Below are 21,760 nucleotides of genomic sequence, written 5' to 3' on the forward strand. Positions count from 1 at the left end.
GACTCAGGATTCATAAGTCAGGACTCAGGAGAAAAAAGCGAGTTAAAAGTCGAAAATAATTTTGACAAGTAATTGAGCAATTTTTTTTATTAGTTATAGGTATAGGAGTCAGGACTCAGGATTCATAAGTCAGGACTCAGGAGAAAAAAGCGAGTTAAAAGTCGAAAGTTAGAATTAAAGCAATTAAGATGACCAGAGTTACTGATAACTAATAATAAGCGTGAAAAAAGAATGTTACAACTAGAGTGCTTAATGTTCGGTATATTCGGTGGGTTACGGTGGACAGTTCAGATTTTGGTTCGCTACTCATAAGTATTGTCGTGATACCCACCCTACTGGACCGTTTCAGCTCAAACTGTGCATTTAAGGAGTAAGGTAGGGACTAAGGATGCTTAGTCCCTACGGTAGAAAGATTGTTATTGGGTTACCCTGACGGGAAGCAAGCTACGTTATACCTCTTAATCCATATATCCGTGGCATAATCCGTGTGAGCAAACCAACCTACACCTATTGCAATATTTAACATCAAACAGTCCACTACTAGACTGACCCACCTAAAATGGTGCGCTACGAGGGATGGCCAAATCCATTTCATAGCCTGAATTTAAGCCGTCTAACGCACCCTACTGGGCTGGACTGTTTCAGCTCAAACTGTGCATTAGGGAGTAAGGTAGGGACTAAGCATCCTTAGTCCCTATGGTAGAAAGATTGTTATTGGATTTCCTTATACCTCTTAATCCATATATCTGTGGCATAATCGGTGTGAGCAACCCAACCTACACCTGCAAAATTTAAGATGAAACAGTCTACTACTGACTTCTACCCTTACCAAAAGACTTTATTCAGCAAACCCTAAGTATTACCGCCTAACCCACGCTACTAGACCGATACACCTAAAATGGTGCGTTACGAGGGATGGCCAAATCCATTTCATAGCCTGAATTTAAGCCGTCTAACGCACCCTGCAAGTTTTGCTTTTGGCTTTTGAATTTTGAATTTTGAATTCCGTGAAACTGCATGACTTTTATCTCCTTTAACTACGCTCTATTTCTATTAATAGTATTAGGAATCTACTGGTCAATGCCACGACAATCTTGGCGAGTATTAATCCTTTTAGTTGCCAGTTTAATTTTCTACGCTACTATTCAACCCCAATATATTCCACTGCTATTAATAATTACCCTATTGAATTTTTACCTTGCTCAAGCTATTGGGGAACCAAAGGACTGGCGTATTGCTAATAAACAATGGAACCGCCGTCGCTTGCTATTATTGTGGTTAGGTATAATCTCTAATATCTTACTTTTATTAAGTTTCAAATATATACCTTTTTTATTAAATAGTATTGGCATTCTCTACAATATACCTAATATTTTAGAAACTGCTAATTGGGTTGATAGTAATGTAATTGCACCATTAGGTTTAAGTTTTTTCTGCTTTGAATGTCTTGCTTATCTAATTGATGTTTATCGAGGCGCTCCATCAGCTTCTTCTTTATTAGAATTTACATCTTATAAGTTATTTTTTCCGAAACTTATTTCTGGTCCGATAACTCGTTATCATTATCTGCAAAATCAGTTAGGAATGATTGGAAAAAAAAACACTCAAGCTTTAGTGAAAACACCAGCTATAAAATTCCCAACTTTAGAGCAAATAACTGAAGGAATTTGGTTAATTGCAACTGGAGCAGTAAAAAAAGCTTTAATAGCTGATAATTTAGGAATTTTTATAGAGCTGAGTTTTAGTAATTTACAACGTGCTGGAAGTGGGGATCTCTGGTTAGCAACAGTTGCTTATGGATTACAACTTTATCTTGATTTTACTGCTTATGTTGATATTGCCCGTGGTAGTGCTTTTTTAATGGGTTTAAATTTGCCACAAAATTTTGATTTTCCTTATTTCAGTACAAGCATAGCGGAATTTTGGCGAAGGTGGCATACAACTTTGGGAGATTGGTTGAGAAACTATTTATATTTTCCTTTAGGAGGTTCAAGGGTAGGTTTGTTTCGGACTTGTTTGAATTTGTTAATTGTGATGTTAATTGCTGGTATTTGGCATGGTGCTGCTTGGGGATTTATTGTTTGGGGAGTTTTGCATGGTTTGGCATTAGTAATTCATCGGTTAGTAGAGGCAATTTCTCAACAATTTAAAGTACAGAAAATCTGGGAAAGTTTGCCAGGAATTTTAATTAGTTGGTTGTTAACTCAGAGTATGGTTTTTGGTGCTTGGATATTTTTCCGACTGCCAAATTTGAGGGATTCTATTTGGGTGATTGATCATTGGTGGAGTTATGATGGTGATATTCAATTTGTGGATAAAGTTTATCTGGAGGCGATGGGTTTAGAAAGGTTACAGTTGGTGTGGTTAATTTTTGGGGTTGTGGTGCTTATGGCGGTTAATTATTGGTTTCATCGAGGTTTAAAGTTACAGTTAAATTGGCAGTTAAAAGTTTTGTTAGTGCCTGTATTTTTCTTTGTTGTTTGGTTGTTGGCGCCGGAAGGTTTACCTTATATTTATTTTGATTTTTAACTGTCAAGAGTCAGGATAAAATTATAGTGGTAACTTATTGAGTCAACAATTAAGTCAGTATTTATGCTTTAATATTTTCCTGAGAATTTGACTTATGAGAAAGGTCAATGAAGATGATTTATATAGTATAAATACTTCGCAACCTACGGATTTTAATACTACTTTATAATTTTCCAAGTTGAAGTGGGGAATGTGGGTTTTAATTCTCCTTGGAGACTAATTCCTCTTTGCAAAATAATCAGTTAAGAATATCCGCTTAATTAGTTATAAAAAACTTTTGCCTCCTCTTTTCCTTACTGACCCCTGACTCCTGACTCCTACCCTAACAAAAAGAGTTATTCAGCAAACCGTAATTATCAATTATCCATTTAAAAGGAGAGACTTTAAACCTCTGGAGATTAATTATCAATTATCCATTATTTTAATATCTGCTTCTAACCAAGCTTTTTCAAACTCTTGTTTAACTTCAGCAGCTTCTTTTTGTTTACCTTGTGCTGATAAACTTTTTGCTAATCCATATAAAGACCAACCATTATTTGGATGCTGTTGCAAATCTTGACGATAAACTGTTTCTGCTTCTTTTTCCCGATTTAATTTTAACAACGCTGCACCTAAAGATTGACGTACAGGATAATACCAATAAGGAGGTTCCATGTAAGGTAAATTATCCTGAAGTTTGACGGCAGTTTGATATTCGGAAATCATCTCTTCATTTTTATCTTTTAAGTCTGCTATTTTTGCCACCAATAAATGATTAGCAATTGAAATTAAATTTGTAGCAGGAAAATTTGCAGTTTCCAAACCACTAAATTGTGAATTTTGCAATAAGTCGTTGATTTGTTGATACTCAAATTGAGCATTTTCTAAATTCCCCTTACCAACCCATGCTATACCTCTTGCATAATGCCACATTGCCATTGTATAAGGTAACTCATTTGATGGTTGAGATTCAGTAAGAATTTCATCCCACTTACCAAATTGCACCAAGGAAAAATAGGGAGTGGCGAGAAACATTTCAGTCAAAGGAAACTGTTTAATTTCCAGAATAGAAACTTTATCTACTAACTTTCTAGCAGCATTAATTGCATCTGTGCTACGTCCTTCCATACTAGCTGCTGACCAGAAAAAATGAATATTATGAGGATAATAAAGTGCTGAATATAATCCTTTTTGTTGAGAAGTTGCCAGAAATTTTTCATCAGCTTTAATCGCATTTTCGTTACTACTAGCTGCATCATGGTAACGACCAATTCTGAGATAAAGATGAGACGGCATATGTACTAAATGACCAGCAGCAGGAACTAAGTCACGGAGACGATCTGCTGCTTTTTCTGCTTTTTCTGGATATGAGGAAGCTTCGATGGCATGAATATAATAATGTATTGCACCTGGATGATTGGGATTTTTGTCTAATACAAACTCTAATGTTTTAACAACTTCATTCGTTAAAGGTTGAGGTTCACCATTCTCTTTCCAGTAATTCCAAGGCATTAAATCCATTAAAGATTCGGCAAATAGAGTTGCTGCATCTAAATCATTAGGATATTGTTGGAAAAGTTCTCTCATGGCATTGGCATAAGCCATATCTAAACGTTGACGATTTTCAAAATTTTGAGCAGAATATCTTTGAGATAAAGCTTTAATATAAGCTTGTTCTATAGGAGTAGTTTGAGGAGAAAGTTTTTGAGCTTTTTGGATAGCTTGATAAGCAGTGGGAATAGATTCTTTATTCATCGGTGCATTAATATTAGGACCTTTTGATAAAGCAATACCCCAATAACACATTGCACAATTAGAATCTAGTTTAGTTGCTTGTTGAAAAGAACGTTTAGCTTCAGCATGGTTGAAGCCAAAAATAAAGGTTAAGCCTTGGTCGAAGTAACTTTGAGCTTCGGGAGAATTTGTTGTAATTTTATGATGGATATTTCCTAAGTTGTTCCATAGAGGAACTGCACTATTTAATTGATTTTGGTTTCTCTTACTGGCTGACCAAGAAGGATTTAAAGTAAGTGCAATATAAAAGCAAGTAGTGATACAGACAGAGATAATAAAAATCCAAATTTTTTTTGTTTTGATATTCATAGTATGATTATTAATGATTGAATAAGGTTATTTAAGGTCTCAGCTTTTGCTCTATTTTTTGTATTGGTATTTTTGGCAATAACTTATTTGAAAAAATATTATGCTGAGGGTAAGTAAACTTCTTTATTTACAGAATACAATATTATTGTACCAATTTTTAAGGTAGGTTCATTAATGGATAATTACCTCTCCCTTTTAGGGAGAGGATTGACTAAAAGGAAAAAATTTATTTCTCAAGGGGAGATTGGATATGGCGAGGAAACCTCGCCATCCCATCCTGACGGAATGCTCCGCAAACGACCGCTTTTTTCCCCTTGAAAGGGGAGGCTTTAAACCTGAATTATCTAATTATTTAATTGTTTAATTGTTTCGGTAAGGTAGGGTATTGTATAACCTCAAAGCTTTACTAAAATTTTATTTTTTTAGGGTACTTACTCAGAGATTTTTTTAGATTGAGTCCGTTTAATTAGCAGTAAAAAAACTTTACTCTATATCTTAAGCAAGTCTGCCTAATTCTCTGTCTTTTATTTTTTTGCCTGTTACTTACTCCTTAATATTTATAAGTATTCAATCAAACAGTCTCTTATTCCTTTTGACTTCCTCCTTTTTAATTGACTAATTATCTAGGAAATAAGAACACCAATCATTCCCACAACTTCCATCAAATTTTCCTGTCTTAATCTCTGAGATTTTCCATGACCAGAATTTGAATCAGGAGTCAGAGCAAAACCAGAATAAACAATCACCCCCTCAACTTGCCAAGAAGAAATTTGTTCCTCAAAATTTCCCTGACTATTTTCATCAGTATTCAAGTCAACATCATATAATTCCTTTTGACTTCCTCCTTTTTAATTGACTAATTATCTAGGAAAGAAGAACACCAATCATTGCCACAATTTCCATCTTTTTAGTTGACTAATTATCTAGGAAAGAAGAACACCAATCATTGCCACAATTTCCATCAAATTTTCCTGTCTTAATCTCTGAGATTTTCCATGACCAGAATTTGAATCAGGAGTCAGAGCAAAACCAGAATAAACAATCACTCCCTCCACTTGCCAAGAAGAAATTTATTCCCCAAAATTTCCCTGACTATTTTCATCACTCTCTTAACTTTATTAGAGTAACTAACCTTCGCTAAAATATAACCACCCATCGAGTCAATAAGTTGCTGTTTTCTTTGACTTTTTTAGTAAGCATTCAGCTAGCTTGCATTTCCTGCGAAATGTTAAGCATTCAAGTCGCGCAGCGTTTCAGATCGGCGACAGCCGAAAACAGCTTTTGAACTTAATAATTTACTAAAGTTAGCTGATGATCAATTTCATTCTTATGTCACTTCTTGGAGACTAATTCCTCCTTGGATGTGATAATGAGTGAATAACTTATAGCTGATAATGCAGTTCCTCTGTAAGAGACTAGCTAACAGGTGAATGCTTACTTTTTTATTTCTATTTTTGACTTATTATTGCTGACTACTTGCTTTTGATTAATATTAAATAATAATACCAATTACTCCAACTACCTGGATAAAGTTTTCCTGTATTAATACCCGCCATTTTTAACGACCACAAATTTACACAAGCAGTAACAACAGAACCACAATAAACAATCACTATATCAACTTGTAAATCACAAATCAATGCTACAATTTTCACCAGAATATTTTCAGAACTCTTCCAGGAAAAATCTGATTATTCCTGTTGATTTACTTTTTGCTACTTGACTAATTATCTACTAAATAAGAACACCAATCACTCCAACTACCTGCATAAAGTTTTCCATTATTAATACCCGCCATTTTTAACGACCATAAATTAACACAAGCAGTCACACCAGAACCACAATAGACAATAACTTCCTGAGCATTTTTTACTTCTTCCCAGCGAGAAACTTGTTCTAAAACTTTCGCCTGACTATTTTCATCAGTAACTTGTTTCCAAGGATAATTAACTGCCCCTGAGATATGACCAGCAATAGGGTCAATAGGTTCATGTTTTCCTAAATAGCGATCGCTATCTCGCGAGTCAACTAAAACTACTTCTGGCAAATCTTTTTTTGCTTTAACTGCTTCTATATCTACCACCATTTTTGGTTGAATTTGAGGTTTAAAAAAACCTAACTTTTCAAGGGAAATTTCATTTGTAACTGGATATTTTTTTTGCCACCCAGAAAAACCGCCATCCAAGAGAGCAATTTTTTCATGGCCCATATATGTTAATAACCACCATAAACGGGAGGCAAAGGCAAAGCGAGAATCATCATAAGCTACTATGACAGTTTCTTGGTATTTGACACCTATCGTTGCTAATTTTTGTGCAAGTTCATTAGGGTCAGGTAATGGATGACGTCCACCATGTTTTTGTACAGGGTTAGAAAGGTCTTGGTTGAGGTCTAAATAGAATGCACCAGGAATATGACTTTCTTGATATTGTTTGTTGCCTAATGCTGTGTCTGCTAAGGAAAAACGGCAGTCGATAATAATTAAGTTTGGGTCATTAAGATGGTCTGATAACCACTCAGAAGAAACAAGGAAATTTGTATTAGTCATGTTTAAGTTAAATTAGGTTTTCTTCTTTTGGCAATACTTGAGGATAAGTTGTACCAGTATTGGGAGTTGGTAATGATTGCTCGAGCAACATTTTACCAATAAAAACAACCAAAGCCATGAATAATATTATCACTACTATCCCTAAAGTTATCTGACTCATTCTGAGATTATTCAAACCTTGATTTTTAATACTGTTAATTTTTGACTCTGAATAAAATCCATTTTGCTGATTATCATAAAAATTGGTCAAGTTTACATCAGATAAGGAACTTAATTCTAAATCTAATTCTTGACCCCAGGTAGCATAATCATCAATGTATCTTTTGAACAATAATTTTACTCTTTTAATTGAATCCGGTGCCAATTCTAGTAGTTGATTTCTAACTACATCTATAATTGAACTTCTATCTGGTAATTCATCAGATTCTAGGAGTATGTGTAACCAACTATTCACTACACTAGTTTTAGCATTAATACCTTCAGGGTGTAATTTACTATTTAAGAGGGTAGCTATCGCTTTAGAATTTCCTTGTTTGGCAAGCTGGATAAATCTATATTGAACCATGATTAATTACCTTTTTTTTTAGGGAGTAGGGAGCAGGGAGCAGGGAGTAGTAATTCGGGAAACAGGTAGTAGAAAAGAAGAAAAACAATTTCACCTCAGTAACTTGATAAATGCTATATAGTAATCCTATTTGAGTTGTAATATTTTGGTGGTAAGCTAAGAAGAAACCGTCAAACTTTCCCCCATCCCCCCATCAGCCACAATAACCAATTTAGATGCTTAACAGCTTAATTAGGACTTAGTTAGGGGAGCAGTCAGATTAGGAACTTACATGAGTTAGGAGTCATAATTTCAAAGGTTTTGAAAAAATTAACTTTTATAAAAATTTTCACAACCAATTTAGGATTGCTATATCGTAAGCACTCAGGGATATGCCATCAGCTTCATTACCTTTAGTTGACAACTAGAGCTGCGTCGTTATTATGCTTCAATTATCTGTCTTTATTATATTAATAGTTTTTTTTACATATGCTGTGACTGTAGCAATATTTGATGAAATTGGTATTATTTCTTCTCTCCTTGTTTTACCGAAAAATTCAGGTATAAAGCCTCTCCATTTATGGAGAAAAAGCGGTCGTTTGCGTTAGGGTTAGCGAGAGCTACCGTAGCAAGAAGCAGCTCCTCTGAAAGAGGCAGCATGACCTAGGATGGGATGGCGAGGAAACCTCGCCATATCCAATCGACCAAGAGAAGAAAAAAAATCCTTTTAGGCAATCCTATCCGTTATAAGAAGAGGTAATTATTAATTATTAATTATTAATTATTAATTATTGAACTTACCTTTTAATTTTCCCAACTCTAATTGCATAGTCAGCGTAGCTTTGATATTCTTTAATTTTTTTTCTGGCTTCCTTATATTTAGGATGAGATACTGGCACTATTTTCATTAATTCTGCTGCGTCTTGCCACTGACTTGCTACTGCTTCCCATTCTATTTTAGATTGGGCAGACTGAACCATTTTTGCTGCATTCATAGCTCGGTTAACTGCTAATGTAAATGGGTCAGGTGGTGGTAAAACAATAGTTGTTGTCGGAATAGATGCAGATTGTTTTGCTGGAGAAGATAGAGGTGTAGATTTAGTTTTAACCTCTGCAACTTCTGGTTTTTCAGAATTAACTTTTTTTGGTATTGGTGAGGGAATTTCAGTCACTACAACTACAGGAGTTTCTGAAACTAATTCCCATTGAGAAAACCCATATACGCCTAATCCTAGTAAAGGAATAATTAGTAATACTAAAATATTCTCTTTGAGAAGTTTAGGTAATTTTTTTAGCCGATAATTTGGGGGATTAATTAGTTTTGTATTGTAGACTTTATCTCTAATATTTTGAGGTTTAGTGATTTGATTTACTCCATAATTAATCCTAGATTTTGCTAATTCATCATCTATATTATTCAAATTAATCTGGTGCGGGTTTTGATTTGTTTGATTAATTTTATATTTCTTGGCTTGAGTACGATAATTTGTTTGTCTTAACAGAAAAATTTTTTTTGAGATAAATTCAAATTGATATAATTTAGCAGCTACTATTAGCCAAATACTAATAAAGACAAATAAAAGCAACTTATCTATAACTGATTCAGGATATAAAAATCTATTTTTTTCTAAGATAAAAACTGTGTAATTTAGGTTAACCAAAGGCAGGATTAATGTAGATACTAAAATTGCTGCCAGGGTACTAATGATAATAACTAACCAACTATATAAAGCTTTCCACCAACTAATAATTGCTGGAAAAAAAAATAAATTATAACGATATCTCTTAGAAAAAATTTCCCGAATAGTATAAAATAATAAAATCAAAAAATGATGTGCAAAAGCAAAAACAGGAATCAAAAAAAATAAAATAATAATACTCAAACAAACCAATAATTCTAAACTTCCCCCTAGTTTCCCAAAATATATTCCTAGTTCAAAATCTCTGACCTTGGCGATTGCCAAAGTCAGAAAAGAAATCATAATTAAAGCCTTTAACCAAGCACTAGGATAAGGAAACCATTTTGGTAAGTATAATTTTTTCGGTTTGTTCATTAGATGAAAATTTAGGAAGAAGAATTGACAAATTACAAATTCATACCACAACTAACAGCAGATGGTTCATGGACTTTCTTTTCACCCGAATTTGGTGAAACTTTTCATTCTCATTTTGGCGCTCAACAAGAAGCCGAATATAAATTTGTTTACCCAGTTCAACTATTATCTAAAGTAGATAGACCTGTAGTTTGCCTACTTGACGTTTGTTATGGACTAGGATATAATACTGCTTCAGCTTTAGCAGCTATCTGGAAAGTTAATCCCAGTTGTAAAATCATTCATGTAGGACTAGAATTAGACCCAGAAGTCCCAAAAGCAGCGATCACTAAAAGTCTTTTGGATAATTGGCCAGAACCTGTGCCAGAATTATTAGCAACCTTAGCCAAAACCCATCAATTACAAACAGACAAAATTCAGGCTCAACTCTTAACAGGGGATGCAAGAACGACCATTAAACAATTAAATAATTCTAGCTTCCAGACAGATGCTATATTTCTCGACCCCTTTTCACCACCCAGTTGTCCCCAACTCTGGACAGTAGAATTTTTATCCTTAGTAAGTAGTTGTCTGAAACCCGATGGTTATCTAGCTACCTATTCCTGTTCCGCAGCAGTCAGAACAGCATTACTTGAAGCTGGTTTAAAAATTGGTTCTACAGCACCAGTAGGTAGGCGATCGCCAGGAACAGTGGCCAGTTTTGCGGAGAAAAATTTACCCTCACTTTCCCAAAAGGAAAAAGAACACTTACTTACTCGCGCTCGTATTCCTTACCGTGACCCAAACCTATCAGACCCCACTGAAATTATTGTGCATCGTCGTCAGTTAGAACAACAAAAATCATCCTTAGAACCTACATCCCATTGGAAAAAACGTTGGTCTCAGAAAGTCACAAGTAAGAAGTCAGAAGTCAGAAGTTAAAACTCCTAAACTCCCCTACTGACTACTCACCTACTCCCTATTGCCTACTCCCTACTCCCTCAAATATGAGAATATGAGTATAGTAGATTCGTCATATAACGTTTCTTATTCAGAAAGAAAATAATTCTAAAAATCATGGTAGCGGTAGCAATTTTAGCGGCTGGACGTGGCACTAGAATGAAGTCAGACTTACCCAAGGTATTACACCAATTAGGTTCCTGTACCTTAGTCGAACGAGTTCTGGAAAGTTGTGTTTCTATTCAACCATCAAGAATAATTGTGATAGTTGGTTATCGTGGAGACCTTGTACAAAAATCCCTCCTAGATAATAACAATAATATTGATAATGATAATATTCCTACACTAGAATTTGTAGAACAGACGGAACAATTGGGAACTGGTCACGCCATTCAACAATTGTTACCCTATCTCAAAGAATTTTCTGAGGATCTGCTGGTATTAAATGGAGATGTACCATTATTACGACCCGAAACTCTCCAGGAGTTAATCAATACCCACAAAGAAAATCAAAATTCAGCCACCATTTTGACTGCCAATCTACCCAATCCTAAAGGTTACGGTAGAATATTCTGTGATACAAATAATTTTGTGACTCAAATAGTAGAAGACCGAGACTGTACGACTGCTCAGAAACAAAATCATCGAGTCAATGCAGGAGTCTACTGTTTCAACTGGCCAGCTTTGGCACAGATATTGCCCGAACTAAAAGCAGACAATGACCAACAAGAGTATTATTTAACAGATGTGGTTCCTCTTCTTAATCCTGTCATGGCAGTTGATGTAAATGACTATCAAGAAATTGTTGGGATTAATGACCGTAAACATTTAGCTACAGCTTATGAGATTTTGCAGATGCGGGTCAAAGATGATTGGATGGCCGCTGGAGTAACTTTGATAGACCCCGATAGTATTACTATTGATGATACAGTTTTGCTACAACGGGATGTGATTATTGAACCACAGACTCATATTCGGGGTCGGAGTACGATTGGTGCTGGTAGTCGCATTGGGCCAGGAAGTTTGATTGAAAATAGTCAGATAGGTAAAAATACTTCGGTTTTGTACTCCGTAATTTCTGATAGTGTGGTGGCCGATCATACTCGTATCGGTCCTTATGCACATTTACGGGGTGATTCTCAAGTGGGTTCTCACTGTCGAATTGGTAATTTTGTGGAATTGAAAAAAGCTAAGGTGGGCGATCGCTCTAATGCAGCGCATTTATCCTATTTAGGGGATACGACTCTGGGAGAAAAGGTAAATATTGGTGCTGGTACTATTACTGCTAATTATGATGGGGTGAAAAAACATCATACTAAGATTGGCGATCGCTCGAAAACTGGGGCAAATAGTGTATTGGTTGCTCCTGTTACTTTAGGGGAAGATGTGACGGTAGCTGCAGGTTCGGTAGTTACAAAGAATGTGGAGGATGATAGTTTAGTTATTGCTCGCTCTAAACAAATTGTCAGAAAAGGTTGGCGGTTGAAACAGTCTGAGGATAATGGATAATGGATAATTGATAATGGATAATTGATAATTACCTTTTTTTTTAGGGAGAGGATTGACTAAAAGGAAAAGATTTATTTCTCTTGGTTGATTGGATATGGCGCCGGTCACCTATCCATCCAAGGGCAGCTTTTTCCCATTTATTGGGGAGGCTTTCAACCTGAATTATCTAATTATTTAATTGTTTAATTATTAATTATTTCGGTAAGGAAGTCGGGGAGTATTTTTCAACCTTTTTTATGAGGTACGCGAGCAAGATGCTCGCACTATTAAACAACAAATTTAATAGGTTGCAACCTACTGGACTGACACATCTAAAACGGGTGGTGGTGCATAGTAATGGTAGAGAGAGTGTGGGAGGTGTGGGGAGTGTGGGAGGTGTGGGAGGTGTGGTCAGAAATTACAAAATATATATTCGCCATTACTATGCAGGACTACCCTAAAACGTTGCAATAAGCGTAGGTTGGGTTGACGTAGGAAACCCAACAACAATAAGGCGTGTTTTGGGTTTCACCTTGTTCTACCCAACCTACAATTTTAGGCGTGTCAGTCTAACAGGACTAAAGCCATGTGAACCCAGAAACCCGGTTTCTCGTAGACATCTATTGCAAAACAAGGATTTATCGTAGAAACCGGGTTTCTTTGCGTAAATCCTATCTAATACAAGTTTTGCCGATAATTGATAACTGATAACTAATTATGAAAGCTTTTGAAATTCAAGAATTTGGTAACTTAGTCTGTACTGAAAAACCGCAACCAGAACCAAAATTTGGAGAAGTTTTAGTAAAAGTTAAAGCTGTCTCCCTTAACTATCGAGATATTTTGATGGTTAAAGGTCTTTACAACCCCCATCTACGTTTACCTGTTATTCCATGTTCCGATGGAGTCGGAGAAGTTGTGTCAGTGGGAGAAGGTGTCACGAGAGTGAAACCAGGAGATAGAGTCGCTGGCATTTTTATGCAGAAATGGTTGTCAGGTAATTTTACTAAAGAAGCAGCAAAGTCAACTTTGGGTGGCGATCTTAACGGAATGTTGGCAGAATATGTAGTCTTGTCTGAAGATGGGGTGGTACATATCCCTCCTCATCTATCTGATACAGAAGCAGCAACTTTACCTTGTGCAGCAGTGACTGCTTGGCACGCTTTAATAGAAGCAGGTTTAAAACCAGGGGAAACAGTGTTAGTCATGGGAACAGGTGGAGTTTCTTTGTTTGCGTTACAGTTTGCAGTTATGGCAGGAGCGCGAGTCATAGCCACTTCCAGTAGCGATCAAAAATTGGAGCGGGTGAAAGAGTTGGGTGCATCTGATGTCATTAATTATAAATCTGTGCCAAAATGGGAAAAACAAGTGTTGGCGTTGACTGAGGGAGTGGGAGTTGACTATGTTGTGGAAGTTGGCGGTGCAAATACTTTGAGTCAGTCTGTGAAAGCTGTGAGAATGGGAGGTCAAATAAGTTTAATAGGTGTATTAGCAGGATCGCAAGGAGAATTTAATCCTTTACCCGCAGTAATGAAAGGAGTTCGGATACAGGGTATTTTTGTTGGTTCGCGTCAGATGTTTGAGGCGATGAATAGGGCAATAAATGTGAATAAATTACGTCCGGTTTGCGATCGCGTCTTTCCATTTGAGTCAGCTCCAGAAGCACTAAGTTATATGGAAACTGGTTCCCATTTTGGCAAAATTATAATTAAATTTGAGTAACTTATAAGCTATTTCTGTCATTATCAGGAATAGTTTTGCCATAGATAGGAATTATGAAAATATATTGATTTCTGTCATTGCGAGCGATAGCGTTTGCGGAGCATTCCGTTAGGAAAGCAATCTCATTAGGGAGTAGTTATAATCAATAGTTAGGAAACAAGTAGTATTTGGGGTGAATATTTATAATTCATATCTAGATTATGTAATGCCTAAACTAGGAGAAAACATGAAAGCATTAGTTTTAGAAAAACCAGGAACTCCTGATACTTTACTTATGGCAGAAATGCCTTTGCCACAACCGGAAGCAGGAGAAATACGGGTAAAAGTTCATGCTGTGGGATTAAACCCTGTTGACTATAAAGTTGCTGCTTCCGGTTTTTCAACATGGAGTTATCCGTTTATTTTGGGGTTAGATGTGGCAGGAGTTGTGGATGCTGTCAGTGCTGATGTGACTGAATGGCAAATAGGAGATAAGGTTTATTATCATGGAAATTTGTCTAAACCAGGAGGTTATGCAGAATATACTAACGCTAACGTTTTAGCAGTTGCTCCACTTCCAGAGGGTATTTCTTTTGCGGAAGTTGCTGCTATTCCTTGTGCGGGTTTCACTGCTTATCATGCTTTGCATCGCCGTTTGCACATTCAGTCAGGGCAAACTATTTTAATTCATGGTGGCGCCGGTGGAGTTGGTGGTTTTGGGGTGCAGTTGGCATCCTTAGCAGGGTTGGAAGTGATTACAACTTCTTCTCAGGGTAATTTTGATTATGTGCAAAAGTTGGGAGCAAACCATTTAATTGATTATCAAAATGAGGATGTGGTTGCCAGAGTTAAGGAAATTACTGAGGGGCGTGGTGTTGATGCAATTTTAGATACGGTTAGTTCGGAAACTGCAACAACATGTTTTGAAATGTTGGCATTTAATGGTGGAATTGCTTGTATTGCTGGTTTACCTGATTTTAGTAAATTCAAACCTTTTAGTATTGCTGCTTCTATCCATGAAATTGCTTTAGGAGGCGCTTATTTATCTGGGTATAAAAAAGCGATTCAAGACTTAGGAAAAATTGCGAGAGAAATGGGGGAATTAGTGAGTGGAAATAAAATTAATCCGATGTTAACTGAAGTAATTAGTTTAGAGGAAATACCCGAAGCATTAAATCGTTTGAAAGGTCGTCATGTGCGAGGAAAAATAGTTGCTGAAATTGGGTAATATTTGGAAAGTAATTATACACCGATAGGTTTATTATAAAATATAATCCCAAACTAAATCTATAAAATAAAAATATGAGTAATGAAAATTCGATTGGTCTAGCAGAGTTGATTGAACAAGTCAAACAGGAATTACTAACCCAAGCACCAGATAGTGAAACGGACATTCCTATTTTTGCTGTTGATTCTGTAGAATTGGAGTTACAGGTGACGGTGAAAAAAGAAAGAAAAGAAGGAATTAAAATATATGTTCTGGAAATGGGAGGGGGTGGTAGTCGCGATGATGTCCAGAAGGTCAAGGTAAAATTATCTCCACTTTTGAATAAAGAGCAGCTTTTAGCAATTTATAAAAAGCGTTATCCAGAACATTTTAAAGATTTATTGATAAATAGTAGTGATGCCATACTTAAAGAAGTCCCACAACATCCAGGTGAGTCACAGTTTTAATAATAAAGAGCAAAGACTCAACGTATTTTCCCCTGCTTTACTTATAGAAGAAAAATGGAATTATTTGAACTCTATCTATCCCCTATAGATGAAACGCGATTTACGGCAATTGTCAGTCAATCAACTGCTTCGGGAGACGGAGGAGATACCCCATCAGTTTTGCCAGACGAAGGCCATAGGAGAATAACTCTAATCAAAACAGTGGAATTTTCTCAGTTTAGCGCTGACAAGTTTCAAGATGACACTGAGTTAGATTGGATGGCTGCCGAGAACATTATTACAGCTTCTCGCAATGCCTTTCATCCAGATTATTTAGCCCAAATTGGCCAGCTCTTCTACAAAGCTCTATTTCCACCTGGAAGTCCTGTTGAAAAGCTACTTGGTCAGGCGATCGCTAGTGCCGAATCTCAAGGAAAGCCTTTGGTAGTTCGACTGAAATTTCCTGCTGATGGAGTGCAGCATTCTCGACTAGCTGATTATCCTTGGGAATTGCTCCATGATGGTCATAAATTTCTCTGTCATCATAGTGTCAAATTGTCTCGTTACATTGCTTATAAAGGGGTTGCACCAAAACTGCCTCCTGTGGAAAAGCTGAATATTCTGCTGGTGTCCTCAGAAGCTTTCAGTAAACAAATGGGTTTAAAACGTCTCTCTAGGCAAGAAAGAGAAGCGATTCGTCAGGGGGCTAAAAAAGCGGAGGAAGAGGGACATATTAGTTTGACAGAACTGGAGTTTGCCACATTAAAACATTTGAGGGATTATCTAACGGAACATAAAGGAGAAGATAGCCCCCATGTTATTCACTTTGACGGACATGGTGTTTTTGGTCAGAAATGTCAGCAATGTTCAACAATTCACAAAACCACAAAACGGCAGCAATGTCGAAATTGTGAGGCGCAGTTGTCCTCACCCCAGGGATATCTAGTATTTGAGGATGAGGATGGAGATCCTGATTATATTAGTGCCAAAGAATTGGGTACTCTGCTACAACAGTCTGCTTTGAGCGACGGGAGCAGTCAAACACAGGGGGTGGTGCTAGTAGTATTGAGTGCTTGTCAGTCGGGAATGGCAATAGCGGGAGAGTCGGTATTTAATGGTGCTGCTCAAAATCTCATCGCCCATCGGGTACCTGCGGTGGTGGCAATGCAATATTCTGTGAGGGTTGACAGCGCCACTAAGTTTGCCGAACAGTTTTATCGTTCCCTGGGGCAGAAAAATTCTCTGGCGATGGCGGTGAGTCAGGGTCGATCAGCGATGGGTGTGGACGGAAATCAGTGGTATCGTCCAGTTCTTTATTTGCGTTGGCAAGACAATGAGGGTGGTCAACTTTTTGTAAGCGAAAGTTTTCCCATAACGAAATTCCACGTTCCTAAGCTTAGTGGATCTTCTGTTTTTGTGAGACGCGATGAAGAGATAGAGAAAATAATAAAAGCACTATTAGAACTAGACCAAAGCAAAACTGTGATAGCTTTGTGGAGTCCACGTGGGTATGGTAAGACAACTTTAGCAAAATTAATTGGTTGGGAAGCATCTATTCAGCAACATTATAGTGGTGGTATTTATTGGATTGAAATTAAAAATGATTTAGATGCAAAGAAAGCACTTAAAAAATTGTATAGCTACTTAACCAATATTGAGAAAGATGTTGAGCCAGAGGATTTTCTTGATAAGTGGAACCAAAAGCCAACTTTAGTAATTTTAGATAATATAGAGGATGAAGAGGAATTAGATTTATTTCTCAGGAGCGTTGGAGAATCCAGTCAATTGTTAATAACGACTGAAAGACTTGATACATTTAAGAAATGTAATAATTTCAAGTTAATACAAATAAACCCTTTAAATCTAGAAGAATTAATTACTGTTTTAAAGTATCCTTTGAAAAAGGAAAGAAACTTTAACGATCTAAGAATCAAAGAATTAGCTGATTTACTGTATAATTGGCCTGTTTTGTTAAATTTAGCTTTGGAAAAAATTCAACAATTTGTACATCTGCCTGATTGTCCTACTTCTGAAGTTATTATAGATAATGTCATAGAAGAAATCAGAGAAATTAATTGGTCCGATCGCAAAAGTCCAATTAATCAGAATATTAAGCAAAGTTTTAAGTATCTTACTGAAAAAGAAAAAGAACACTTTCACTCTTTATTTATCTTTTCAGCAGATTTAAATATTCCTTTCTCTGTTATCGCAATAATTTGGGATTTGCCATCTTCAACAGTTAAACATTTATGTCTTAAATTATACCAATTATCACTTTTAAGAGAGTTTAATATTAGTCGGAAAATTATTCAATTAAATAGTTTGCTTCAAAAATATTTTAGAAGTGTAAGCGATCCTAAATTTAAACAATTTCTTGTCGATGTTAATAAGAAGTTTGTCAAATATTACGAAAAAAAATATGAGCTAAACTCACCAGATGATCTTCTAGATAATCTTCCAGATAATCTTCCCTTAGAAGAGAGGAACTTTCTTAGGCGAGTCTATAGACATCATTGGAAAAAAGCAAAAAAGTATAAATTATAGGCGTTGGTGATTTTGGCTATGATTGTACTTTAATGGCGGGTGCATAACTATTAGCTGAAAAGCATTTTATCTTTGACATTAATTAGGTTTCATACCTTTATTAACCAACCTCAAAAAATAATCAAATCAAAATAAAAAAACTTTGGCAATTTTTCGATAGATCTAATCAATAAGTGCTTAAGCCAAATTAATTACCATTATTTATTCCCTGTAATTTTTACAGCATCAACTTTTGAGCTTTAGAGTATATGTAATTAATTTTGCATGACTACTTAATAATTCGGCTCTTCAGTAACTTCTATTATATATTTTATATCTTTAGTCAAATTATTATTTTCTTCTGTATCTCCTACCCAAACCTGATAAGTATCTGCTTCTATTTCATCAGTGTTTTGATAACTAAAATATATTAAATCGGATTCATCATTTTTTTCACAAATAATTTCTTCTTTTGTTACCGCTTTGATAAGAATCCCAGGATTTACCTTTTCTGGAGTAGCTTTGGCTTCTACTTTTACTTTTACTTTGATTATAGACTTATCAAAGTTATCTGTTAATGTTGCTATGTGATCTGGATCTCTACTAGGACGTATATTTGCTATGCCTCCCTTACAATTCTCTTGATAATCATATTCTGATTTTTCATCACCAAGATAACCAATTTCAGTTTTTCTATCAAAACCAGGGCTAAGTGTAAAATCTGACTCTGGAGAAGAAATAACAACAACCGTAACTGTGACTAACACAGCACCAGCAGCAAGCATTTTTTGCGTATTTTTCATAGTTCTAATTTACTTCATTTTTTATAAGTTACACCTATCAACCAAATCCATAGGAAAGGAATAAAAATTCCTAAGAATATATGAAACGCAAACCAAATTAGAGAATCCGATTGATTCCAACCATAAATTTTAAACCCTATATCACCCCGAGGAATAAAACTTAGAAGTATGTCTCCACAAAGGTTAACAGAAACTCCAACAAATAAACCAAATGCAATACTTCGTAGAGTATTTAGATGCCAACGATACTTTTTAGCTAAAATAGGTTTGTGTAATAAAGATGGTAGTATGCTAATTACCAGAATAGCTGTAGGGATAATTACTGAGCTAAAGAGCCAACTACGATGTTTTAGGAATTCCCAACCTACCCTTGGAAACCAATAATTAGACCAAATATATAAAGGAATATCCCAATTTGGTATTGCTTTATAAAAAATATCAAGAATTGAGTCAAAAAAACTAGGTAAAAACTGTAGAACAGGACTAAGGAAAAAAAAGCCACTTGCGCCCCAAATAACCATAACTAAAAATAATAGGGGGTTAACAAATCGGAGTCCTTTTTCAGTATATCGTTCAGCATAACTCCAGAAAACTAAAGCAATTCCTAGAGCCAAAAATAAGTAACAAAAATCTTTAACAGTATCCAGATATGGGTAAAAGGCATCCTGGAATTTGTTAATGGCCAGATATGACACCATCTTAAAATCTCTCAAGCTAGGCTAATTGATCATACTCTCTTTAATCTATGAAAGTGGGAATTCTGAAAAATTTCTTAATAAAGTGGTAGTAGTCTCACAGAGTGAAAAGCAAGTTAAAAGGTAGATATAGTAATAATTTTGTCTGCTTAATTGATGATGGCGTGCAAGTATTTAGTCACCCCACTCTCAGGGCAAACGCATCTAAATTCTGGAAGCTTTTGTCCTTAAGGCTTATAGGAGCAATAAATATAAATACTCAAATAGCTAAAATTATTGCCCTGTCAGGACTTCAAAATAAGATGCGTTTGCCCTGACCCCACTCCGCCCTTAACGCTTGTTGAAATTCAAGAGGATCTATCCGTTTTGGCAAAAAGCCAAACAGGTCTAAAGCTTCCTCTCCCTCTCGGGAAACTTCCGTTGGTGGCGGTAAAGATTGTACTACAACCACAACTTCTACTAAACCAGGTTCTACAGTATCGGGCAAGCTAATTTCCAGTTGGCGATCGCTCCCGACATAGACTACTTTCCGAATGGTTTCCATAATTTCTCTTGTGACAAAACACTAATTCTAAATTCAATAACAATTATTATAGTTGACTACCAACCTCCCTAGCAAACGCCAAAGCTGCTTGAATTTCCTCCCGCTTTAGTCGGGGATGCTCCTCCAACAATTGTTCTGGAGTCTCTCCTGCTGCAAGACTTTCCAGGATAAATTCCACAGTAATGCGAGTGCCTGCAATGGTTGGTTTGCCCATCATTACTTTAGGGTCTGAAACTATAAATTGTCGATCTTGCTCTATCATTTTTCCCTACAGAAAGTTGTATTCAATTCTTGTAGTATAAGCGATCGCTTTATCTTTTTGCTGGAAAACAAGACTATGCCAATAATTGGGCAACCCGAATTGCAGAAGTAATCGCCCCTTCATGCAACCCATCTCCTAGGTAAGCTCCTGCATGATAAGTATTATTCTCTCCATTAGTAATCACAACTTCATCTCTATACTCAAAAGCGGCAACGTTGTATAAAGGCGTTTGATGTTCCTGAATATGAATAATTTTCTTTGGAGCAAGCAAAGGATCTATATTAAATGCCAGACTGTATTGCTCGGAGGATGAAATTCCGCAAAGTTGGTTGAGATAAGCATTATATCCCCAGCTATTTTCCGTTTGAAAAAAGTCAAATTCGGAAGATTTCTGAATCCCATAACGGTCATACATTGAGGTATCAAAATGGATAGTTGTTTTAGCGTGGTTTGCCTTCCAGAGAGAAAAGCGTTTGATTTCTGCCTCAGTCGGATCGGACAATAACTGCCGTACCTGGTCAGGTGGAGTCGCAAAAACTACCTTGTCAAATCTTTGCGTTACTCCATCAGACATCCGAATGTTTGCGGAATCAGGCGATCGAGAAATTTCTTTAATTTCTGCATTCAGCCAAATCTTACCCCGAAAGCGATCGAGAATTTTTTCGATGTATGAATACACTCCGCCTTTAATTCGCACCCAACCCACAAAAATATAATCTCGGAGAGCAGGAATGGCTAATTCCGCAGGAAAATCGTCGATGGTCTCGAATGGCATTGAATAGCTATACATAGTCAGCAGTTTCAGCCAACAATTACGAAGACACTGGCGCTTCAAGTGTTGAGACATTGGGTGATTATAAAAATCCTGCATTTTGGCAAAACGAGTTCTCACCCAAAATCCTGCCGAACGAGCATAAAGTGTATCAAGGCGCAGATATTCAAGCAGACGCTGAATACCTGTAAAATTTTTTTTGATGGTTTCCCCCGAAAGAAAATGGCGACCATCTTGAAGAAATAAAGCGGAACCAATCTTGACAGGTTCCAGTTCCACTTCCAATTCTTTCATTAAATTGAGAAAATTATGAAACTTCAGAGGAAATTCTAGGACACCAGATTCTAAAATTTGGTCGCAGTTAGATTGATTGGGTTGAATATTCTTATTCAGGGTGCGAATATGTCCTCCCAAAATATTTTCTTTTTCTAAAAGTGTAACCTGATGACCTTGTTTATCGAGCAAGTATGCTGTGACTAAACCGCTTGCTCCGCCCCCAATAATTGCTATTTTCATTGTTTTATACCAAACTCAAAAAAGATAGTTATAGCGCTACGCGCAAGTCAAAAGTCAAAAGTCAAAAATAATCCCTGACTGAGTTTTAGCATTCATAAGTGTCCTATTGT

21 protein-coding genes are annotated in these 21,760 nt (G+C 36.2%); 8 read left to right on the forward strand and 13 right to left on the reverse strand.

What is annotated here, in order from left to right:
* Positions 1 to 893 precede the first annotated feature (893 nt).
* On the reverse strand, positions 894 to 1,019 hold the full coding sequence (locus ACP6PM_RS17075; RefSeq protein ID WP_426586653.1) for a hypothetical protein: 126 nt from the start codon (positions 1,017 to 1,019) through the stop codon (positions 894 to 896).
* On the opposite strand from ACP6PM_RS17075, the gene ACP6PM_RS17080 reads away from it, so the two are divergent.
* Positions 1,018 to 2,529: an MBOAT family O-acyltransferase gene (locus tag ACP6PM_RS17080; RefSeq protein ID WP_426586655.1), complete on the forward strand. Its 1,512-nt coding sequence runs from the start codon at positions 1,018 to 1,020 to the stop codon at positions 2,527 to 2,529. The genes ACP6PM_RS17075 and ACP6PM_RS17080 overlap by 2 nt on opposite strands.
* A gap of 405 nt (positions 2,530 to 2,934) precedes the next feature.
* Here the strand turns inward: ACP6PM_RS17080 and ACP6PM_RS17085 are convergent, their stop codons facing one another.
* The 7 genes from ACP6PM_RS17085 to ACP6PM_RS17115 all read right to left on the reverse strand — a co-directional run bounded on the left by ACP6PM_RS17085 (position 2,935) and on the right by ACP6PM_RS17115 (position 9,757).
* Complete coding sequence (locus ACP6PM_RS17085) at positions 2,935 to 4,611, reverse strand: tetratricopeptide repeat protein (protein ID WP_426586657.1); 1,677 nt, start codon at positions 4,609 to 4,611, stop codon at positions 2,935 to 2,937.
* Between the two features lie 623 nt (positions 4,612 to 5,234).
* Positions 5,235 to 5,423 carry a hypothetical protein gene (locus tag ACP6PM_RS17090; RefSeq protein ID WP_426586659.1) on the reverse strand — a complete coding sequence of 63 codons (189 nt, stop codon included), beginning with the start codon at positions 5,421 to 5,423 and terminating at the stop codon, positions 5,235 to 5,237.
* A gap of 111 nt (positions 5,424 to 5,534) precedes the next feature.
* Positions 5,535 to 5,657: a hypothetical protein gene (locus tag ACP6PM_RS17095; RefSeq protein WP_426586661.1), complete on the reverse strand. Its 123-nt coding sequence runs from the start codon at positions 5,655 to 5,657 to the stop codon at positions 5,535 to 5,537.
* Between the two features lie 426 nt (positions 5,658 to 6,083).
* Positions 6,084 to 6,266, reverse strand: a complete 183-nt coding sequence (locus ACP6PM_RS17100; RefSeq protein ID WP_426586663.1) for a hypothetical protein — start codon at positions 6,264 to 6,266, stop codon at positions 6,084 to 6,086.
* 68 nt (positions 6,267 to 6,334) lie between these two features.
* Positions 6,335 to 7,159, reverse strand: a complete 825-nt coding sequence (locus ACP6PM_RS17105; protein WP_426586665.1) for a sulfurtransferase — start codon at positions 7,157 to 7,159, stop codon at positions 6,335 to 6,337.
* Between the two features lie 7 nt (positions 7,160 to 7,166).
* Positions 7,167 to 7,724 carry a hypothetical protein gene (locus ACP6PM_RS17110; RefSeq protein WP_426586667.1) on the reverse strand — a complete coding sequence of 186 codons (558 nt, stop codon included), beginning with the start codon at positions 7,722 to 7,724 and terminating at the stop codon, positions 7,167 to 7,169.
* Between the two features lie 776 nt (positions 7,725 to 8,500).
* Positions 8,501 to 9,757 carry a hypothetical protein gene (locus ACP6PM_RS17115; protein ID WP_426586669.1) on the reverse strand — a complete coding sequence of 419 codons (1,257 nt, stop codon included), beginning with the start codon at positions 9,755 to 9,757 and terminating at the stop codon, positions 8,501 to 8,503.
* Positions 9,758 to 9,781: 24 nt separating this feature from the next.
* Here ACP6PM_RS17115 and ACP6PM_RS17120 point away from each other — a divergent pair, with 24 nt between their 5' ends.
* From ACP6PM_RS17120 to ACP6PM_RS17150, 7 genes are all read left to right on the forward strand, one after another.
* Positions 9,782 to 10,678: a tRNA (5-methylaminomethyl-2-thiouridine)(34)-methyltransferase MnmD gene (locus tag ACP6PM_RS17120; RefSeq protein WP_426586671.1), complete on the forward strand. Its 897-nt coding sequence runs from the start codon at positions 9,782 to 9,784 to the stop codon at positions 10,676 to 10,678.
* A 135-nt stretch (positions 10,679 to 10,813) separates the two neighbouring features.
* Positions 10,814 to 12,205, forward strand: a complete 1,392-nt coding sequence (glmU, locus tag ACP6PM_RS17125) for a bifunctional UDP-N-acetylglucosamine diphosphorylase/glucosamine-1-phosphate N-acetyltransferase GlmU (protein WP_426586673.1) — start codon at positions 10,814 to 10,816, stop codon at positions 12,203 to 12,205.
* A gap of 254 nt (positions 12,206 to 12,459) precedes the next feature.
* On the forward strand, positions 12,460 to 12,645 hold the full coding sequence (locus ACP6PM_RS17130) for a hypothetical protein (protein ID WP_426586675.1): 186 nt from the start codon (positions 12,460 to 12,462) through the stop codon (positions 12,643 to 12,645).
* 256 nt (positions 12,646 to 12,901) lie between these two features.
* Positions 12,902 to 13,903, forward strand: a complete 1,002-nt coding sequence (locus ACP6PM_RS17135) for a zinc-dependent alcohol dehydrogenase family protein (RefSeq protein ID WP_426586677.1) — start codon at positions 12,902 to 12,904, stop codon at positions 13,901 to 13,903.
* Between the two features lie 226 nt (positions 13,904 to 14,129).
* Positions 14,130 to 15,110, forward strand: a complete 981-nt coding sequence (locus tag ACP6PM_RS17140) for a zinc-binding dehydrogenase (RefSeq protein WP_426586679.1) — start codon at positions 14,130 to 14,132, stop codon at positions 15,108 to 15,110.
* 74 nt (positions 15,111 to 15,184) lie between these two features.
* Positions 15,185 to 15,556: a trypco2 family protein gene (locus tag ACP6PM_RS17145; protein WP_426586681.1), complete on the forward strand. Its 372-nt coding sequence runs from the start codon at positions 15,185 to 15,187 to the stop codon at positions 15,554 to 15,556.
* Positions 15,557 to 15,610: 54 nt separating this feature from the next.
* Positions 15,611 to 18,079, forward strand: coding sequence for a CHAT domain-containing protein (locus tag ACP6PM_RS17150; RefSeq protein WP_426586683.1), 2,469 nt, complete (start codon positions 15,611 to 15,613; stop codon positions 18,077 to 18,079).
* 272 nt (positions 18,080 to 18,351) lie between these two features.
* On the opposite strand, the gene ACP6PM_RS17155 is transcribed toward ACP6PM_RS17150, so the two are convergent.
* The 5 genes from ACP6PM_RS17155 to ACP6PM_RS17175 form a co-directional block, all read right to left on the reverse strand.
* Positions 18,352 to 18,861: a hypothetical protein gene (locus tag ACP6PM_RS17155; protein WP_426586685.1), complete on the reverse strand. Its 510-nt coding sequence runs from the start codon at positions 18,859 to 18,861 to the stop codon at positions 18,352 to 18,354.
* A gap of 14 nt (positions 18,862 to 18,875) precedes the next feature.
* The gene (locus ACP6PM_RS17160) at positions 18,876 to 19,559 is read right to left on the reverse strand and encodes a hypothetical protein (RefSeq protein ID WP_426586687.1); all 684 of its coding nucleotides are present in this window, start codon (positions 19,557 to 19,559) and stop codon (positions 18,876 to 18,878) included.
* A 289-nt stretch (positions 19,560 to 19,848) separates the two neighbouring features.
* The gene (locus ACP6PM_RS17165; RefSeq protein ID WP_426586689.1) at positions 19,849 to 20,100 is read right to left on the reverse strand and encodes a hypothetical protein; all 252 of its coding nucleotides are present in this window, start codon (positions 20,098 to 20,100) and stop codon (positions 19,849 to 19,851) included.
* A gap of 46 nt (positions 20,101 to 20,146) precedes the next feature.
* Complete coding sequence (locus ACP6PM_RS17170) at positions 20,147 to 20,362, reverse strand: DUF433 domain-containing protein (protein WP_426586691.1); 216 nt, start codon at positions 20,360 to 20,362, stop codon at positions 20,147 to 20,149.
* 73 nt (positions 20,363 to 20,435) lie between these two features.
* Entirely contained in the window at positions 20,436 to 21,650 is a 1,215-nt protein-coding gene (locus ACP6PM_RS17175) for an FAD-dependent oxidoreductase (protein WP_426586693.1), read from the reverse strand.
* Between the last annotated feature and the right edge of the window lie 110 nt (positions 21,651 to 21,760).

It is taken from the genome of Dapis brunnea BLCC-M229 (assembly GCF_050015995.1).
Taxonomy (GTDB): Bacteria; Cyanobacteriota; Cyanobacteriia; order Cyanobacteriales; family Microcoleaceae; genus Trichodesmium.

Coding starts and splice junctions, on each gene's coding strand:
- ACP6PM_RS17105 (WP_426586665.1), bottom strand. CDS start 7,159: ATGACTAATACAAATTTCCTTGTTTCTTCTGAGTGGTTATCAGACCAT.
- ACP6PM_RS17175 (WP_426586693.1), bottom strand. CDS start 21,650: ATGAAAATAGCAATTATTGGGGGCGGAGCAAGCGGTTTAGTCACAGCA.
- ACP6PM_RS17080 (WP_426586655.1), top strand. CDS start 1,018: ATGACTTTTATCTCCTTTAACTACGCTCTATTTCTATTAATAGTATTA.
- ACP6PM_RS17165 (WP_426586689.1), bottom strand. CDS start 20,100: ATGGAAACCATTCGGAAAGTAGTCTATGTCGGGAGCGATCGCCAACTG.
- ACP6PM_RS17145 (WP_426586681.1), top strand. CDS start 15,185: ATGAGTAATGAAAATTCGATTGGTCTAGCAGAGTTGATTGAACAAGTC.
- ACP6PM_RS17130 (WP_426586675.1), top strand. CDS start 12,460: ATGCTCGCACTATTAAACAACAAATTTAATAGGTTGCAACCTACTGGA.
- ACP6PM_RS17155 (WP_426586685.1), bottom strand. CDS start 18,861: ATGAAAAATACGCAAAAAATGCTTGCTGCTGGTGCTGTGTTAGTCACA.
- ACP6PM_RS17160 (WP_426586687.1), bottom strand. CDS start 19,559: ATGGTGTCATATCTGGCCATTAACAAATTCCAGGATGCCTTTTACCCA.
- ACP6PM_RS17135 (WP_426586677.1), top strand. CDS start 12,902: ATGAAAGCTTTTGAAATTCAAGAATTTGGTAACTTAGTCTGTACTGAA.
- ACP6PM_RS17150 (WP_426586683.1), top strand. CDS start 15,611: ATGGAATTATTTGAACTCTATCTATCCCCTATAGATGAAACGCGATTT.
- ACP6PM_RS17170 (WP_426586691.1), bottom strand. CDS start 20,362: ATGATAGAGCAAGATCGACAATTTATAGTTTCAGACCCTAAAGTAATG.
- ACP6PM_RS17140 (WP_426586679.1), top strand. CDS start 14,130: ATGAAAGCATTAGTTTTAGAAAAACCAGGAACTCCTGATACTTTACTT.
- ACP6PM_RS17115 (WP_426586669.1), bottom strand. CDS start 9,757: ATGAACAAACCGAAAAAATTATACTTACCAAAATGGTTTCCTTATCCT.
- glmU (WP_426586673.1), top strand. CDS start 10,814: ATGGTAGCGGTAGCAATTTTAGCGGCTGGACGTGGCACTAGAATGAAG.
- ACP6PM_RS17075 (WP_426586653.1), bottom strand. CDS start 1,019: ATGCAGTTTCACGGAATTCAAAATTCAAAATTCAAAAGCCAAAAGCAA.
- ACP6PM_RS17085 (WP_426586657.1), bottom strand. CDS start 4,611: ATGAATATCAAAACAAAAAAAATTTGGATTTTTATTATCTCTGTCTGT.
- ACP6PM_RS17110 (WP_426586667.1), bottom strand. CDS start 7,724: ATGGTTCAATATAGATTTATCCAGCTTGCCAAACAAGGAAATTCTAAA.